Genomic DNA, 15,913 nt, shown 5'->3' with positions numbered 1-15,913 from the left:
GCGGCGGGCGGCGGCGCCGCGCGGCCGCCGCCCGGCTGATCAGCGCAGGATGCCGGCCTCGCGGTAGTAGCGCTCGGCGCCCGGATGGAAGGGCACCACGCCGCGGCCGGTCAGCGCGTTCTCCTTCACGATCTCCTTGCCCTTGGCGTGGCCGCGATCGAGCAGGCCGCGCGTGGTGTCCGACCACAGCGCCTTGGTGAGCTGGTAGACCGTCTCCTCCGGCACGCTGTCGCGCACCACCCACACCGCGCCGACGGTCAGCGTCGGGATGTCGGCCTCCAGCCCCTCATAGGCGGTGCGGGGGATCACGCCGGTACCGTAGAAGGGCGCGCGCTCGATCACCTTCTGCGCCTCGGCGCCCTGGATCGGCAGGATGCGGCAGCCAGTGCGGCTGCAGAACTCGGTGAAAGCGGCCGCCGGGTAGCCGACCACGGTAAAGGTCGCGTCCAGCCCGCGATCCTGCATCCGCTCCGTGCCCTGCGCCTGGTTGAGGTACTCGGCGTTGTAATCCTGTCCGGCGCGCATGCCGTTGGCCTCCAGGATCATCTCGCTGCCAACGCGTGCGCCGGAGGCCTGCAGGCCGATGGCGATGCGCTTGCCGCGCAGGTCCTGGAAGCTGCGGATATCGCTGTCCTTGCGGACGACGGCGTGGATGTGCTCGGGGAACAGATGCGCGACGAAGCGCAGCCGCTCGAGCTTCGGCCGCCCCTGGAACAGGCCGGTGCCGGTGTAGGACCAGTGCAGCACGTCGGACTGGGTGAAGCTGCTCTCGGCATTGCCGGACTGCACCAGGTTGACGTTCTGTACGCTGCCCTGGGTGGCCTGCGCCACGGCGATGAGCCCCGGCACGCCATCGGTGGCGCCACCGGTGTTGCAGGGCGCGCCCGGCGGGCAGGAGATCGCGTTCGCGATGATGCCGCCGATCGGGTAGTAGGTGCCGCCGGCCGACCCGGTGCCGATGCGGAAGAATTGCGGCGCCTGGGCGCGCGCGGCGCCGGAGGCCGCCAGCACGCCGGCTGCGGCGGCCGCGCCAAGCGCGCGGCGGGACATCTGGTGGTGCTGCGTCATGGTGTTGCTCTCCCTTCCAATCGAAAGAAGCTAGCCTCGGAGCGGGCCGGGGGACAACCCGCCGGCCCGGCCCCTCATGCCCGCGCCACCCGCACCAGCCGGCTCGCCACCGGCCAGAGCAGTCCCGTCGCCGTGATCACGAACAGCACCAGCGCGATCGGACGGCCCAGGAAGCCGCCGAGGTCGTCGCCGAAGATGATCAGGCTCTGCTTCAGCGTCTCCTCCACCAGGCCGCCCAGCACCAGCCCCATGATCAGCGGCGCCGGGGAGAAGCCGGTGCGGCGGAACAGGAAGCCGACCACGCCGGCCACCAGCATGATGATGATGTCGCCATAGGACTGGTTCGGCCCATAGGCGCCGATGATCGACAGCACGAACACCGCGGGCCACAGGATCGCCGGCGGGATCAGCGAGATCCGCGCGAACAGCTTCGCCATGTAGAGGCCCATGACCAGGTAGAACAGGTTGGCCGCGAACATCGACGCGAAGACGGCGTAGAGCAGCGTCGGCTGCTCGTTGAACAGATGCGGCCCCGGCCGCACGCCCTGCACGATCAGCGCGGCCAGGATAATCGCCGTGGTTGCGCTGCCGGGGATGCCGAGGGCGAGCGTCGGCACCATCGAGCCGCCGACCGCCGAGTTGTTCGCCGCTTCCGGCCCGGCCACGCCCTCGATGCTGCCCTTGCCGAATTCGTGCTTGTGCTTCGACCAGCGCCGGGTCTCGTTGTAGCCGATCAGCGCCGCGGTGGTGGCGCCCAGCGCGGGCAGCGCACCGATGAAGGTGCCGAGCACGCTGCCGATCCAGATCGAGCGGTTGCACTTCTTGAACTCGGCCCAGCCCGGCACGCGCGCCGCATCCAGGTGGATGATCTTCGGCTTGCCAAGCCGGCGCACCGCCTGGTCCAGCATCTCGCCGACTGCGAACAGGCCGATCAGCACCGGCACGAAGCCGATGCCGTCCGACAGTTCATAGACGCCGAAGGCGAAGCGCTCCACGCCGGTGGTCAGGTCCATCCCCACGGTCGCGATCAGCAGGCCGAAGGCGGCGGCGATCAGGTTCTTGATCGCGCTGTCGCCGCCGACCGCCGCGCACATCGAAAGCCCGAACAGGGCGAGCGCGAAGTATTCCGGCGGGCCGAAATTGTAGGCCGCGCGCGCCAGCATCGGCGCGGCGAAGATCAGCACCACGATGGAGAAGATGCCGCCGATCGCGGAGGAGACGGCGGACATGCCGAGTGCGAGCCCCGCCTGCCCCTTCTCCGCCATCTTGTAGCCCTCGAGCGCGGTGGCGCTGGCCGAAGGGTCGCCCGGCGCGTTCACCATGATCGCGGTGATCGAGCCGCCGAAATTCGCCGCGCAGTAGATCGCGCCTAGGAAGCAGATCGAGGGGATCGGCCCCATCGCGATGGTCATCGGCAGCATCAGCGCAATGGTGGTGGAACCGCTGATGCCGGGCAGCGCGCCGACGAAGATGCCGAGCACGGTGCCGAGCAGCACCACCAGCATCACGTACGGGTCCCACAGGATGGCGAGACCGCCGAGGAAGGCTTCCATCTCTCAGGCCCCGAGCGCCGCGCCGAGCCAGCCCGTGGGCAGCGTCAGGCGGAACACCTTCACGAACACCAGCCACAGCACCAGCGTCAGGCCCAGCGCGTTCAGCACCAGCGTGCGCATCCCGACCTCGCCCCAGATGCGCCCGACGGCGACGAGGAAGATCGGGATCGCACCCCAGATGCCCACCACCTCCAGCGCCGGCAGGAACAGCAGGCAGGCGCCAAAGATGGTCCACGCACCACGGTCGAGCGGAGGCGCATCCTCCGCCGAGGGTGGGTGGCCCTTCTTCAAGGCGAGCAGCGCGGCAAGCCCGAACAGCACCAGGCAGACCAGGCGCGGGAACTCCACCGCGCCGAGGCCCGGCAGGCCTTCCGGCACCGGGTCGAACCAGAAGGTGCCGGCGAAGGCCGCCGCGGCAACCGCCGTGACGGCCGCCGCGATGGCGTGGTTCGGGTTGCGCGCAGCCCTCATCCGCGCAGCAGTCCGAGCGCCTGCAGCGCCTCGCGCCCGTCCTTGTGGAAGGCCTCGAGCTGCGCACCCCAGACCTGCCGCCCGGCGACGCTGTCCGGCGCCTGGCCGGTGTTCTCCAGGTAGCTCTTGAAGATGGGGCCGGACATGGCGCGGATCAGGCCCTGCTCCAGCTTCGCCACGCGGTCCTCAGGCGTGCCCTTGATGCAGCAGAAGCCGCGCAGCGTGTAGCCGCTGACATTGATGCCGACCTCCTTCGCGGTCGGCACGTCCGGCATGGTGGACAGGCGCTGGTCGGCCAGCGTCATCAGCGCGCGCAGCTCGCCGGCGCGCAGCTGCGCTTCGGCCTCGCCGGGATTGACCACCGCGGTGTCGATGTTGCCGCCGACCAGGTTGATGACGATGTCGCCGCCGCCGCGGAACGGCACCAGCGTCGGGCGCTGGATGCCGGCGGCGCGGCCGAAGGCGAAGATCGTGACATGGTCCACGCCGCCGACATGCGTGCCGCCGAAGCGGAGCGACCGCTCCTTGCCGGCGTTCACCAGGTCGGCCGCCGTGCGGAACGGGCTCTCGCGCCGCACCAGCACCAGCTGCGGGTCGGCGGTGGCGCGCGCCAGCGGGATGATGTCGGCGAATTGCGGCAGGCTGGGATTGCGCAGCTGCGTCAGCAGGTGGGTCTGGGTGATCAGCGCGATGGTGTGGCCGTCGGCCGGCTTGGAGGCGAGGTACTGCAGCGCCTGCGCGCCGCTGCCGGCGGTGCGGTTCACCACCACCAGCTCCTGCTTGAACACGCCCGGCGCGTTGACCATCATCATCCGCGCGGTGATGTCGGTGCCGCCGCCGACGCCGGCATGCGTCACCACCTCGATCGTGCGGGAGGGGAAGGCCTCCTGCGCGCGGAGGCTAGCCGGCGCGAACAGCCCGGCGCCGAGTGCCGCCGAGCCGGCGAGCAGGCCGCGGCGGTTCAGCTTTGCGTGTGTCATGGTCGTTCTCTCCCTCTGATGCCGCACGGCGCGGCGTGGTGATGTCGGTCGCCTGGAAGCGGCGCTTGCCGCCGGCGATATGCGCCTCGCCGGCCGCGCGCGCGGCGGCCGGGTCGTGGCCTGCGATGGCACGCAGGATGGCCTCGTGCTCGGCGTTGCTCTCGCGCATGTTCTCCGGCTGCACTAGCGCGCGGCGCCGGTAGAGGTGCAGCTCGTGGCCGAGTTCCTCGTACAGCCGGCGCATCCGCGGCCCGGCGCCCTCCGCCAGCAGCGTGGCGTGGAAGTCGAGGTTGGCAGCGTAGTAGGCGGGCGGGTCGTCGGCGCGCCAGGCCGCCTCCATCCGCTTCAGCAGCGCACGCAGGGCGGCGACCTGGGCAGGCTTCGCGCGGGACGCCAGGCGCGCGCAGGCCAGCCCGGTGATGGCGGCGCGCAGGTCATAGACCTCCAATGCCTCCTCCGCGCTGACCTGGCGCACATAGGTGCCCTGGTTGCGCACGGCGACGACCAGCCCGCTGCGTTCCAGCCCGCGCACCGCCTCTCGCACCGGCCCGCGGGAGACGCCGAGCCGCGAGGCAAGCGCCTGCTCGTTCAGCCGCTCCCCCGCGGCGAGCGTGCCGGCGAGGATCATGCGCTCGATTTCCTGGGCGACGAGGGAGGAGAGGGAGCGGGTACGCACGATCTCGAGCGCGCTCGGCGCCTCGGCACCGTGTTGCGCGCTGCCCTTGGCGCCGCCCGCCTTTGCGGCGCGGGTGGGTGTCTCCTCCATGGTCCGGAGGGTGGCGCCGCGTGCTGTCATCTGTCAACAGTTTGCACCGGGCGCCGCCGATGCTAAGACCGCGCGCTGCGAAGGAGGAACCGCCGATGCCAGATGGTCACGCCAAGCCGGCCTCGACCGCGCTGTCGCGCTTCACGGTGCTGGACCTGACGCGGGTGCGCTCCGGCCCCACCTGCGTGCGCCAGCTTGCCGACTGGGGCGCCGACGTCATCAAGATCGAGATGCCGCCCGCGCTCGACGAGGGCGACCCGATGGGCGGCCCGCGCCACGGCTCGGACTTCCAGAACCTGCATCGCAACAAGCGGGCGATGACGCTCAATCTGAAGTCGCCGGATGGCGTGGCGCTGCTGAAGAAGCTCGCCGCGAAGGCCGACGTCATCGTCGAGAATTTCCGCCCCGACGTGAAGACGCGCCTCGGCATCGACTACGAGGCGATGGCGGCGGTGAACCCGCGCCTCGTCTATGCCTCCATCTCCGGCTTCGGGCAGGACGGGCCGTATGCCGGCCGCCCGGGCTTCGACCAGATCGCGCAGGGGATGGGCGGGCTGATGTCCATCACCGGCCTGCCGGACCAGGGGCCGGTGCGCGTCGGCATTCCGATCGCCGATCTCTGCGCCGGCATCTTCGCCGCCCAGGGCATCCTGGTCGCGCTGCTGGAGCGCGAGGTCTCCGGCAAGGGGCAGTGGGTGCAGTCGTCCCTGCTGCAGGCGCAGATCTTCATGCTGGACTTCCAGGCCAGCCGCTGGCTGATGCAGGGCGAGGTGCCGAAGCAGGCCGGCAACAACCACCCGACCTCGATCCCGACCGGGGTGTTCAAGACCTCCGACGGCTACATGAACATCGCCGCGACCGGGCAGAAGATCTGGCAGCGCTTCTGCCAGGTGCTCGGCAAGCCGGAATGGCTGACCGATGAGCGCTATGCCACTGCCGCATCGCGCAGCCAGAACCGCGACGCGCTGAACGCGGAGATCGAGGCGGTGACGCTCACCGACACCATGGCGAACTGGGTATCGCGCCTGAACGAGGCCGGCGTGCCCTGCGGGCCGATCTACAAGGTGGATGAGATGTTCGCCGACCCGCAGGTTCAGCACCTCGGCATCGCGCAGAAGCTGAACGGCGGCAACAAGGGCGAGGTCGCCTATGTCGGCCAGCCGATCAAGCTCTCCCGCACGCCGTCGCACATCGTCTCCCACCCGCCGGAGCTCGGCCAGAACACCGACGAGATCCTGCTCGATCTCGGCATCGACAAGGCCGCGATCGACGATCTGCGTGCGCGCCAGGTGATCTGAAGGGCCGCGGGCCATCTTCGGCCGCCGAGGGCGGCCCGCGCGCAGACCGACAATCCAACCGGGCGCCAGTGCGTCGGCGCGAAGCCAAGACCGCGGAGCGGCTGCCCGGCGGCTGAGGGAAGAAGCAAATGGACGGCATGATGGTAACCGGCTCCGAGAAGATGCTCGCCCGCAAGGCGGACGGCATCGGCTGGATGACCTTCAACAACCCGGAGCGGCACAACGCCGTCTCGATGGAGATGTGGCAGGCGGCCGAGCGCATCCTGACCGACTTCATCGCCGATGACGCGGTGCGCGTGGTGGTCGTCACCGGCGCCGGCGGCAAGGCCTTCGTCTCGGGCGCCGACATCTCGAAGTTCGAATCCGAGCGCTCGAGCGAGGAGGCGGTGAACGCCTACCAGGCGCAGACCGCGAAGGTCTATGATCTGCTCTACGCCTGCCCGAAGCCGACCATCGCGATGATCCAGGGCCACTGCATCGGCGGCGGCACCGCGCTGGCGGTGTGCTGCGACCTGCGCATCTGCGGCGAGACGGCGAGCTTCGGCGTGCCGGCGGCGAAGCTCGGCCTGGGCTATCCGATCTCCGGCCTGCGCAAGCTGGTGGACGTGGTCGGCCCCTCCTTCGCCAAGGAGATCTTCTTCACGGCTAAGCGCTGGACCTCCGAGGAAGCGCGGATCATGGGGTTGGTGAACCGGGTGGTGCCGAACGACAAGCTGGAGGAATTCGTGGTGGGCTATGCCACCACCATCGCCGGCAACGCGCCGCTGACGGTCGCCAGTTCCAAGGCGATCATCAACGAGGCGGTGAAGGATCGCGGCGCGGCGGACGAGGCGATGTGCGACCGCCTGGTGAAGGCCTGCTTCGCCAGCGAGGACTACGTCGAAGGCCGTCGCGCCTTCATGGAAAAGCGCAAGCCGCAGTTCAAGGGCCGGTAGCGCCGCGCGGGGCGGTAAGCACCCGCCCCGCCCGCCGGCGCCACCTTCCCGCAGGCGCCCGGAACCCGGTTCCTCGGCGCGCGTCCTGGCCTGCATGGCGCTCACAGGCTGGCAGATCTGCCGACGACACCACGCCGACCTCAGTGGACGGCAGGCCGAGGACGGCGAGCGCTGGAACAGCCCGGGCAGCCGCGTGGTCTACCTCTCCGAACACCCGGCGCTCGCGGTGCTGGAGATGCGTGCGCATCTCGACATGCCCTACGAGAAGCTGGTGCATGACCACGTGCTGATGCGCGTCGCGCTGCCCGACAGCGTGGAGGATGTGGACGCGACGCCCGAGGAGCCGCGCGCCATCGGCGATGCCTGGCTGCGCGACCGGCGCAGCGCGCTGCTGCGCGTGCCGAGCATCATCGTGCAGGAGGGGCGGAACCTGCTGCTGAACCCGGCGCATCAACGCGCGGGGGAAGCACGTCTGGAAGCCTGCACGCCGTTCCGCTTCGACCGGCGCCTGTGGCTGGGCTGAGGCGCTGCGCTCAGGGCAGGTCGCGGGAGGGTCAACTCGCCCCCCGGCGTGGATCTACCCAACGACCAACGAGCCGGAGCGCTGCGGGCTGCGCAGGATGCGCGCCGGCCGTCTCGCGTCAGGCCGGCTTCTGCCCCTTCACGACGACCCGGTGCAGCAGCCGCCTTGCGCCGGAATCGAAGGCGCCGCGCTGGTGCATGGTGCAGCGGTTGTCCCAGATCATCATGTCGCCGACGCGCCAATGCTGCGTCCAGGTGAAGTCGCCGCCGAGCGCGTGCGCCCACAGCGCATCGAGCAGCCTCTCGCTCTCCGCGACCTCCATCCCCATGACATAGGCGTTGTGGCGCTTGCCGAGGTAGAGCGACTTGCGCCCGGTCAGCGGATGCGTGCGCACGATCGGGTGCACCGCGCCGGCGATGTCGCGGATATCGCCGCTGGCCGGCGCCACCGTGCCCGGCCGCTGCCGGCCGGAGGAGACATAGACCGCATCGTGCTTGATGCTGCGCCCGACGACCGCCCGCTTCAGCTCCTCCGGCAGCCCGGCATAGGCGGCTTCCATGTTCATCCAGCTGGTGTCGCCGCCCTCCGGCGGGATCTCCAGCGAGCGGAGCAGGCTGGCCGAGGGCGGGGTCTCGATGAAGCACATGTCGCTGTGCCAATCCGCCTCGCCGGCGCCGAGCTCGCCGACCGGCTTCCCGTTCTCGACGATGTTCGAGATCTTCACGATCTCCGGGAAGCCCTCGACATAGACCTTTCCGGTCAGCCGCGTGCCCGGATTGAAATCGAGCTCGCCGAACCGGCGGCCGAGCGCGACATGCGCCGCGTCGTCGATGTGCTGGTTGCGGAGGCGCAGCACCATGTGGTCGAGCCAGGCCTGGTGGATCACCGCGAACTCCGCATCCGTGAGGTTCGCAAGGTCCACGCCCTCCACATCGGCGCCGAGTGCGGCGCCGGTCGGGCGGATGCGGATCGCATGGCTCGTCTCCTCCGGGGGAGAGCGGACGCTAGCGACCGGCGGTAGCGTGCGTCGCGCGGAGCGCTTCGTTCCCTACCGGCTGCTGGCGCCGGCGCTGGCGGTCGAGCTGCTGCTGGTGCTCGGCCCGCTGGTGGTCGGCGTCTGGTACAGCCTGCACAATGTCCGCTTCTTCCGTGTCCGGAACTTCACCGGGCTCGACAACTACTGGCGCGTGCTGGGCTCGGAGGAGGTGCTCAATGCGCTGCGCTACGACTTCCGCGGCCGCACCGCGGCGATGATGGTGATCGTCGCGGTGATGAGCATCCCGATCGCCTCGCTGCTGGTGCCGACCTTCACGCTGATCTCCGTGCTCGGCCTGTTCGACACGCGGCTTGGCCTGGTGCTGCTCTATACCGCCTACCAGCTGCCGGCGGCGATCTGGATGCTCTACGGCTACTTCATGTCGCTGCCGGTGGAGGTGGAGAACGCTGCGCGGGTGGATGGCTGCACGCCGCTGGCCACCTTGCGCAAGGTCGTGCTGCCGCTCTCCAAGCCCGGCCTCGTCGCGGCGGCGCTGTTCATTCTGGTCTTCGCCTGGAACGACTTCGTGGTGGCGGTGACCATGACCTCCTCCGAGGCGACGCGCACCTTCCCGGTGGCGATCTACTTCTACCTCGGCTTCTACGGGCGCGAATGGGGCCCGCTGCTGGCGGCCTCATTAGTCTCCATCGTGCCGATCATCGCCGTCTTCGTGTTCCTGCAGCGCTACTTCATGTCCGGGCTGACCGGTGGCGGGGTGAAGGGCTGAACCGATGTCCACCGTGACCTTCGAAGGCGTCAGCAAGCGCTATGGCGAGGTGGTCGCGCTCGATGCGCTCGACCTGCGCGTGGAGGAGGGGGAGTTCGTCTCCCTGCTCGGCCCCTCCGGCTCGGGCAAGTCCACCACGCTCAACCTGCTGGCCGGGCTGATGGATGCCGATACCGGCAGCATCCGCATCGGCACGCGCGACATCACGGGCCTGCCGCCGGAACAGCGCGACATCGCCATGGTGTTCCAGAACTATGCGCTCTATCCGCACCTCACCGTGTTCGAGAACATCGCCTTCCCGCTCGAGGCGCGGAAGCCGCGGCCGGATGCGGCGACGATCCGCGCGAAGGTGGAGCGCGTGGCCGGCACGCTCGGCGTCGCGCCGCTGCTGGCGCGCTACCCGAAGGAGATCTCGGGCGGGCAGCAGCAGCGCGTGGCGCTTGGCCGCGCCATGGTGCGGGACCCCAAGGTGTTCCTGCTGGACGAGCCGCTCTCGAACCTCGACGCACGCCTGCGCATCCGCATGCGGCGCGACCTGAAGGCGCTGCACCACCAGCTCGGCTCCACCATCGTCTATGTCACGCATGACCAGGCGGAGGCGATGACGCTCTCCTCCCGCATCGCGGTGTTCGACCATGGGAAGCTGCAGCAATACGGCGCCCCGGCGGAGATCTACGAGCGGCCGGCGAACATCTTCGTCGCGAACTTCGTCGGCGACCGCGAGACGAATTTCCTCGACGGCACGCTGGAGGCCGGCGCCGACGGCCTGGTCTATGCCACCGCGCTCGGGCGCATCCCGCTCGGCAATGGCGGCGCAACCCCGCGCGAGGGCCGCGCCACCCGTCTCGGCGTGCGGCCGGAAGCGATCGCGGTGGAGCCCGACGGCGGATCGGATCTGCGCGTCGTGCTGACCGAGCTTGCCGGTGCGGACCTGTTCCTCACCGTGCGCGGGCGGGACGAGACCGAGGTGGTGGCGCGCGCCGATCCGCGCGCGATCCGCATCACGGAAGGGGAGGGCGTGCGGCTCCGCTTCGATGCCGAGCGCCTGCACCTGTTCGATGCGGGGACCGGCGTGGCGGTGCGCCACGGCGGCGGGTGAGGCCGGTCAGGTGCAGAACAGGCCGCCGCCCGGTGCGCCGCGGCTGTTCGCCTCGAAGGAGTCCAGCGTGGCGAGCAGGTCGGCGGTGAAGCGGTCGAGCGCCGCCGGCTCGATGCCCGCCTCCGGCAGATGGAGCAGCCAGGCGCGGAATGGCTGCGCCGGGATGTCGGTGGCCTCGCGCGCCGCGGCGCGCGCATCCAGCAGCGCCACCAGCGCGCCTAGGCCTTCCGCGGCGTAGCGGCCGCGCATGTAGTCCAGGATGTCGGCCTCCATGTCCCGCGCGTTCATCGCCGGGATCAGCATGTGGCCCATGCAGGTGCAGCCCGCGGGATGCGGCGGACGCGACACCACCACGCGCCAGAGCGTGGCCAGGCGCTGCACCCGCTCCCGCAGCTCCGCGCCCATGTCGCCTTAGCCCGGCGTGAGGTCGAGCTGCGGCCCGTTGCCGGTGTCCTCGGCAGGCCCGCGCACGGCGTTGCCGGCGGCGATGTCGGTGTGGGCGCGCAAGGCGCGTGTCGCCGCCTCGTCCACCACGCCCGCCGCATCGAGCACGACGCGATAGGTATCGAGCGCGACGCCGCGGCTGACATAGCCCTCGCGCACGTCGCGCGCGACCGCTTGCGGATCGCGCTCCACAGGCGGGCCGAAGCCGCCGCCGCCGCCCGACCGCATCATGTAGGCGTCGCCGGGCCGGAGCCGCACGTTGAACACCTTGGCGTTCGGGAACTCCGCCTGCCACTCGCCGTTGCGGCGCAGCCCGATGCCGTTGCCCGCCGCCTCGCCGCCGCCATCCAGGCCCCAGGGCCTGCAATGCATGCGGTCGATGCGGGTGGTGAGCTGGAAGGGCGCGAGCGCCTGCACCACCTGCTCGCAGCCCAGGCCCCCGCGGAAGCGCCCGGCACCGCCGCTGTCCTCGCGCAGCGCGTAGCGTTCGACCAGCACGGGATACTTCGCTTCCAGCTGCTCGGTCGGGCTGTTGTGGGTGTCGCCGTCGTTCATGCAGACGGTGGCGGAGACGCCATCCTCGCTCGCCTTCGCGCCCCAGCCGCCGCCGAGCGGGCCGATGCCGACGATGTAGAACCGGCCGTCATTCGGGTTGATGCCGTGGATGTTGGGGAACACCAGGTCGGCATGGTGGCCCGCGGCGACGCGCTCCGGGATCGCCTTCGCCAGCGCCTTGAAGATGGTGTCGATCACCGTCATCGGATAGGTCATCCAGACGCGCATCGGCGCCGGGCGTTCCGCGCTGACCACGGTGCCCATCGGCATGATGACCTTGAGCGGGCGGAAGCTGCCCTCGTTCACGGGGTAGTCGGTGGGCGCGGCCAGGCACTTGAACGCCACCTGCGCGCAGGCGATGCCGGTGGTGACGCCGGAATTGTAGAAGCCGCGCACCTGCTTCGAGACCTCGGAGAGATCGATCGTCATCTCGTCGCCGCGCTTCTCGATGCGCACGCGGATCGGCACCGGCTCGCCGACATCGACGCCATCATCATCCATGTAGGATTCGGCTTCGTAGATGCCGTCGGGGATGTTGCGCGTGTTCTCGCGCGCCAGCGCCTCGGACTGGTCCATGATGACGCGGATGGCATCTCGCACCGCCGGCCAGCCATAGCGCCGCACCAGTTCCAGGTAGCGGCGCTCGCCCGTCGTCACCGCGACGATCTGCGCGCGCAGGTCGCCCAGCGCCTTGTCCGGCAGGCGGACGTTCATGGCGATGATGTCCACCAGATCCTGGTTCACCTCGCCGCGCTTGCGGTATTTCACGATCGGGATCTGGATCCCCTCGGAGTAGATGTCCGTCGTGACCGTGCCGAGCGTGCCGCCCACGTCCAGCCAATGCGCCATGCAGCAGGCGAAGCCGATCAGCTCGCCGTCGTGGAAGATCGGCAGGCTGAAGGTGAAGTGGTTGAGGTGGCTGCCGGTGGTGTAGGCGTCGTTGGTGACGAGGATGTCGCCCTCGTGGATGTTGTCATAGCCGAAATGGCGGATCTTCGCCTTCACCGTCTCCGCCATGCCGCGGATGAACATCGGCAGGCCGAGGCCGATGGAGACCGTCTCGCCTTCCTTCGTGAACAGGCCGACGGTGAAGTCCAGCGCCTCGTAGATGATGAGGTTGTAGGCGGTCCTCATCAGGTTGGTCTTCATCTCCTCGGTGACGGAGAGCAGGCCCTTGCGGACGATCTCCACCGTCACCGCATCCACCGCGCCGCGTGTGGCGTCGTTCATCGCGTGGCACTCCCGATCGCGATCCGCAGGTTGCCGGCGGCATCCACCTCCAGCCGGTCGCCGGGCTGGAGCAGCGTGGTGGAGGCGTGCTCCTCGATCAGCGCGGGGCCTTCGATGCGGTTGCCCGCGCGCAGCGCCGCGCGCCGCCACACCGGCGTCTCCACCAGGCCGCCGGCGTCGTGGAAATAGACGGGCTTGCGCCGGCCGAGCGCATCCGTCGGCGGGGCCGCGCCGCCCTCCGGCACGCTGTGGCGCGGCGGCTTGCGCATCAGCCCCGTCACGGTCGCACGCAGGCTGACGAGTTCCGCCGGCTCGCCCGGCGCGCTGGTGCCGTAGCGCACCGCGTGCTGCGCGTCGAAGTGGCGCTTGATCGCCTCGCGGTCCTGCGCCGCGAACAACTCGCGCGGCAGCTCCACCGTGACGGCGTGCTCCTGCCCGACATAGCGCATGTCGGCCGCGCGCTCGAGCGTCACGCCCTCCGGCCGCACCGCGGAGCCCTCAATGGCAGCCATGCCCTCCCCCTCCATCGCGGCGTAGAGCCCTTCGATCTCGGCGAAGTCGGCGGTGGCCAGGCGGCGGAAGCAGGAGCGGACGTAGTCGTAGCGCAGATCGCTGAACAACATGCCGTAGGCCGAGAAGTAGCCGGGCGAATAGGGCACCAGCACCTGGCGGATGCCGATCTCCCGCGCGATGGCCGACGCATGCAGCGGCCCGGCGCCGCCATAGACCACCATGACGAAGCTGCCGACATCCAGCCCGCGCTCGGTGGTCACCGCCTTCACGGCGTAGGACATGGAAGTGACGGCGATGCGCAGGATGCCCTCGGCGGCCTGCATCAGCTCCATGCCCAGCGGCCCGGCCACCTTCTCGCGCAGCGCGCGCTCCGCGGCCGCGATGTCGAGCCGCATCTCGCCGCCGAGGAAGTGCCCGGCATCCAGCCGGCCGAGCAGCAGGTTCGCATCCGTCACCGTCGGCTCCGTGCCGCCGCGGCCATAGCAGGCGGGGCCGGGATCGGAACCCGCGCTCTGCGGGCCGACGCGCAGGCTGTTGCCCTGGCCGAGGCGGGCGATGCTGCCGCCGCCGGTGCCGACCTCGAAGATGTCGGTCATCGGGATCTGGATCGGCAGCGCCTGGTCGTAGCCGCCGATCAGCGCGCTGCCCGTGGTGAGCGGCCGGCCATCATGGATGACGCCCGCCTTGGCGGTGGTGCCGCCCATGTCGAAGGCGATGGCGTCCTTCAGGCCGAGCTGCTCGCAGATCGCCTGGGTGCCGATGACGCCGGCGGCCGGGCCGGATTCCAGCATGCGCACGCAATCGCGCCGCGCATGCTGCACGGGGTAGAGGCCGCCGGTGGACTGCACGACATAGAAGGCGCCGCCGAAGCCGCGGCGGTCGAGATGCTCCGACAGCTCGCCGAGGTAGTTCGCGACGCGCGGCCCGATATAGGCGTTGGCCGCGACGGTCGAGACGCGCTCGAACTCCCGGTATTCCTGCGACAGCTCGTGCGAGGCGGTGACGAATACGCCGGGCAGCTCCTCCTCCACGATCTGCCGCACCCGCATCTCATGGGCGGGGTTGCGGTAGGCGTGCAGCAGCAGGATCGCCACCGCCTCCACGCCCTGCGGCCGCAGCGAGCGGACCAGGCTGCGCAGCGCCTCCTCCTCCAGCCTCTTATGCACGGCGCCGCTGGCCAGCAGGCGTTCCTGCACCTCGTGCCGCCAGGACCGCGGCACCAGCGGCACGTGCTTGCGGAAGTAGAGGTTGTAGGCGTCGGGCCGGTTGACGCGGCCGATCTCGTAGATGTCGCGGAAGCCTTCGGTGACCAGCAGCGCGGTGCGGGCGCCGCTGCGCTCCAGCAGCGTGTTGATGGCGATGGTCGAGCCGTGCAGGAACAGCTGCGCATCGCGCAGCGCGACGCCGGCCGCATCCACCGTATGCTCGATGCCCTCGACCAGGGCGTGATGGGTGGAGAGCGCCTTGCCGAAGCGCAGCTCGCCGGCCTCCTCGTCGAAGGCGGCGAGGTCGGTGAAGGTGCCGCCGATATCCACGGCGATGCGCAGACGGCCAGCAGGGGTCCCAGCAGGGGTCAATGACATGCGCGCATTCCGGCGCCCTCCCTTGCGGCGCGGCCGCGGCCGCGCTCTGCCGGATTTCGGAATGCGAAAATTTCTTCGCACGCCCGGCGGGCGATGTATGGCTTTCGCCCGACGAAGGTGTCAATCGCGCGAACCGCTCCCGCTCGCCCGAAGGCGCCGCTTGACCGGGCGCGCCAAGCGGCTCAGCATCGCTGGCAACGAAAAATCCTTCGCATTCCGAAAGTCTCGCCGTGGCGAGCGCGCAGGTGAGGAAACCTTGGCACGAGAGGCAGAGGGCAGCGGCACGTCCGCAGCGACCGCCGCCCGGAACCATGTCGGATCGCTTCTCAAGGGCCTCTCGGTGCTCGAGGCCTTCACGCCCGAGCGCGCCGAGCTCTCCGTCTCCGAAGCCGCAGCCCTCGCGCAGCTCGATCCCGGCACCGCCTATCGCATGCTCACCACGCTCGCCGATGCCGGCTACCTCGCGCGCGATCCGGCGACGCGGCGCTTCCGCCTGACGCTGAAGGTGCTCGAGCTCGGCTTCTCCGCCATCGCGCGCCGCGACCTGCGCGACACCGCACGGCCGATCCTGCGCTCGCTGGTCGGCGAGATCTCGGAGGCGGCGAGCCTCGGCGTGCTGGACGGCGCCGACATCCTCTATGTCGAGCGCGTGCGCGCCGGGCTGACGCGGCTCGGCGTGGACATCCGCGTCGGCACCACCATCCCGGCGGCCAGCAGCGCCATCGGCAATGCGCTGCTCGCCTTCCTGCACGAGGACCAGCTCGCCCGCGTGCTGGCGCTGCCGCCGCGCCCGGGCTCGCTGCCGGAGGTGGCGGTGGATCCCACGCTGCTCGCCACGCGCCTGGCCGCCGCGCGGCGGGACGGCTTCGTGCTGAACGAGAGCCCCTTCACGCCCGGCCTGCGGCTGCTCGCCGTGCCGGTGCTGGATGCCGACCGGTTGCCGGTCGCGGTGGTGAGCATCGCCGCGCCCTCCTCGCGCGCCTCGGAGGCGGAGTTCCGCAGCCGCCTGCTGCGCCCGGTGATGGCGGCGGCGGCCGAGATCGGGCGCGCGCTGGCTGCCGGCGGCACCACGGTGGCGGCCCTCGGGCCGGCGCCGCAGCCACGCCCCGGCCGCCGCAAGGCAGCAGCTTGA

Annotated in this window: 15 protein-coding genes; 6 read left to right on the top strand and 9 right to left on the bottom strand. The window is 70.4% G+C overall.

Annotated features, from left to right (window positions below; translation table 11 throughout):
- Positions 1-39: 39 nt before the first annotated feature.
- The 5 genes from ACESM1_RS16330 to ACESM1_RS16310 form a co-directional block, all read right to left on the bottom strand.
- Positions 40-1,068, bottom strand: a complete 1,029-nt coding sequence (locus ACESM1_RS16330; RefSeq protein ID WP_372621793.1) for a TAXI family TRAP transporter solute-binding subunit — start codon at positions 1,066-1,068, stop codon at positions 40-42.
- A 74-nt stretch (positions 1,069-1,142) separates the two neighbouring features.
- Positions 1,143-2,621, bottom strand: coding sequence for a tripartite tricarboxylate transporter permease (locus ACESM1_RS16325; protein ID WP_372621791.1), 1,479 nt, complete (start codon positions 2,619-2,621; stop codon positions 1,143-1,145).
- A 3-nt stretch (positions 2,622-2,624) separates the two neighbouring features.
- Positions 2,625-3,092: a tripartite tricarboxylate transporter TctB family protein gene (locus ACESM1_RS16320; protein WP_372621789.1), complete on the bottom strand. Its 468-nt coding sequence runs from the start codon at positions 3,090-3,092 to the stop codon at positions 2,625-2,627.
- Complete coding sequence (locus ACESM1_RS16315; protein WP_372621788.1) at positions 3,089-4,072, bottom strand: Bug family tripartite tricarboxylate transporter substrate binding protein; 984 nt, start codon at positions 4,070-4,072, stop codon at positions 3,089-3,091. The genes ACESM1_RS16320 and ACESM1_RS16315 overlap by 4 nt, the downstream gene beginning before the upstream one ends.
- Entirely contained in the window at positions 3,993-4,868 is an 876-nt protein-coding gene (locus ACESM1_RS16310; protein ID WP_372621786.1) for a GntR family transcriptional regulator, read from the bottom strand. The genes ACESM1_RS16315 and ACESM1_RS16310 overlap by 80 nt, the downstream gene beginning before the upstream one ends.
- A 65-nt stretch (positions 4,869-4,933) precedes the next feature.
- Between ACESM1_RS16310 and ACESM1_RS16305 the strand changes: the two genes are divergently transcribed.
- The 3 genes from ACESM1_RS16305 to ACESM1_RS16295 all read left to right on the top strand — a co-directional run bounded on the left by ACESM1_RS16305 (position 4,934) and on the right by ACESM1_RS16295 (position 7,594).
- Positions 4,934-6,136: a CaiB/BaiF CoA transferase family protein gene (locus ACESM1_RS16305; RefSeq protein WP_372621785.1), complete on the top strand. Its 1,203-nt coding sequence runs from the start codon at positions 4,934-4,936 to the stop codon at positions 6,134-6,136.
- A 128-nt stretch (positions 6,137-6,264) separates the two neighbouring features.
- Positions 6,265-7,071: an enoyl-CoA hydratase gene (locus ACESM1_RS16300; RefSeq protein WP_372621783.1), complete on the top strand. Its 807-nt coding sequence runs from the start codon at positions 6,265-6,267 to the stop codon at positions 7,069-7,071.
- A 94-nt stretch (positions 7,072-7,165) separates the two neighbouring features.
- The gene (locus ACESM1_RS16295; RefSeq protein WP_372621781.1) at positions 7,166-7,594 is read left to right on the top strand and encodes an RES family NAD+ phosphorylase; all 429 of its coding nucleotides are present in this window, start codon (positions 7,166-7,168) and stop codon (positions 7,592-7,594) included.
- A 118-nt stretch (positions 7,595-7,712) separates the two neighbouring features.
- Here the strand turns inward: ACESM1_RS16295 and ACESM1_RS16290 are convergent, their stop codons facing one another.
- Positions 7,713-8,558 carry a TauD/TfdA dioxygenase family protein gene (locus tag ACESM1_RS16290; protein ID WP_372621797.1) on the bottom strand — a complete coding sequence of 282 codons (846 nt, stop codon included), beginning with the start codon at positions 8,556-8,558 and terminating at the stop codon, positions 7,713-7,715.
- Positions 8,559-8,616: 58 nt separating this feature from the next.
- Here ACESM1_RS16290 and ACESM1_RS16285 point away from each other — a divergent pair, with 58 nt between their 5' ends.
- Entirely contained in the window at positions 8,617-9,357 is a 741-nt protein-coding gene (locus tag ACESM1_RS16285; RefSeq protein WP_372621780.1) for a carbohydrate ABC transporter permease, read from the top strand.
- A 4-nt stretch (positions 9,358-9,361) separates the two neighbouring features.
- A complete protein-coding gene (locus ACESM1_RS16280) occupies positions 9,362-10,456 on the top strand; it encodes an ABC transporter ATP-binding protein (RefSeq protein WP_372621778.1) in 1,095 nt (364 codons plus the stop codon).
- Between the two features lie 6 nt (positions 10,457-10,462).
- Here ACESM1_RS16280 and ACESM1_RS16275 read toward each other — a convergent pair whose 3' ends face one another.
- The 3 genes from ACESM1_RS16275 to ACESM1_RS16265 are packed head-to-tail and all read right to left on the bottom strand — an operon-like array spanning position 10,463 to position 14,781.
- Positions 10,463-10,861: a hypothetical protein gene (locus ACESM1_RS16275; RefSeq protein ID WP_372621777.1), complete on the bottom strand. Its 399-nt coding sequence runs from the start codon at positions 10,859-10,861 to the stop codon at positions 10,463-10,465.
- Between the two features lie 6 nt (positions 10,862-10,867).
- On the bottom strand, positions 10,868-12,685 hold the full coding sequence (locus ACESM1_RS16270) for a hydantoinase B/oxoprolinase family protein (protein ID WP_372621775.1): 1,818 nt from the start codon (positions 12,683-12,685) through the stop codon (positions 10,868-10,870).
- The gene (locus ACESM1_RS16265) at positions 12,682-14,781 is read right to left on the bottom strand and encodes a hydantoinase/oxoprolinase family protein (RefSeq protein ID WP_372621773.1); all 2,100 of its coding nucleotides are present in this window, start codon (positions 14,779-14,781) and stop codon (positions 12,682-12,684) included. The genes ACESM1_RS16270 and ACESM1_RS16265 overlap by 4 nt, the downstream gene beginning before the upstream one ends.
- A gap of 256 nt (positions 14,782-15,037) precedes the next feature.
- Between ACESM1_RS16265 and ACESM1_RS16260 the strand changes: the two genes are divergently transcribed.
- Positions 15,038-15,913, top strand: a complete 876-nt coding sequence (locus ACESM1_RS16260; RefSeq protein WP_372621771.1) for an IclR family transcriptional regulator — start codon at positions 15,038-15,040, stop codon at positions 15,911-15,913.

It is taken from the genome of Falsiroseomonas sp. (assembly GCF_041690465.1).
GTDB lineage: Bacteria > Pseudomonadota > Alphaproteobacteria > Acetobacterales > Acetobacteraceae > Falsiroseomonas.
This window is presented reverse-complemented; position numbering and strand designations above follow the sequence as displayed.

Excerpts from the sequence above, each read along its gene's own strand:
- ACESM1_RS16265 (WP_372621773.1), bottom strand. The coding sequence starts at position 14,781 with ATGTCATTGACCCCTGCTGGGACCCCTGCTGGCCGTCTGCGCATCGCC.
- ACESM1_RS16295 (WP_372621781.1), top strand. The coding sequence starts at position 7,166 with ATGGCGCTCACAGGCTGGCAGATCTGCCGACGACACCACGCCGACCTC.
- ACESM1_RS16320 (WP_372621789.1), bottom strand. The coding sequence starts at position 3,092 with ATGAGGGCTGCGCGCAACCCGAACCACGCCATCGCGGCGGCCGTCACG.
- ACESM1_RS16300 (WP_372621783.1), top strand. The coding sequence starts at position 6,265 with ATGGACGGCATGATGGTAACCGGCTCCGAGAAGATGCTCGCCCGCAAG.
- ACESM1_RS16325 (WP_372621791.1), bottom strand. The coding sequence starts at position 2,621 with ATGGAAGCCTTCCTCGGCGGTCTCGCCATCCTGTGGGACCCGTACGTG.
- ACESM1_RS16270 (WP_372621775.1), bottom strand. The coding sequence starts at position 12,685 with ATGAACGACGCCACACGCGGCGCGGTGGATGCGGTGACGGTGGAGATC.
- ACESM1_RS16305 (WP_372621785.1), top strand. The coding sequence starts at position 4,934 with ATGCCAGATGGTCACGCCAAGCCGGCCTCGACCGCGCTGTCGCGCTTC.
- ACESM1_RS16310 (WP_372621786.1), bottom strand. The coding sequence starts at position 4,868 with ATGACAGCACGCGGCGCCACCCTCCGGACCATGGAGGAGACACCCACC.
- ACESM1_RS16275 (WP_372621777.1), bottom strand. The coding sequence starts at position 10,861 with ATGGGCGCGGAGCTGCGGGAGCGGGTGCAGCGCCTGGCCACGCTCTGG.
- ACESM1_RS16315 (WP_372621788.1), bottom strand. The coding sequence starts at position 4,072 with ATGACACACGCAAAGCTGAACCGCCGCGGCCTGCTCGCCGGCTCGGCG.
- ACESM1_RS16330 (WP_372621793.1), bottom strand. The coding sequence starts at position 1,068 with ATGACGCAGCACCACCAGATGTCCCGCCGCGCGCTTGGCGCGGCCGCC.
- ACESM1_RS16280 (WP_372621778.1), top strand. The coding sequence starts at position 9,362 with ATGTCCACCGTGACCTTCGAAGGCGTCAGCAAGCGCTATGGCGAGGTG.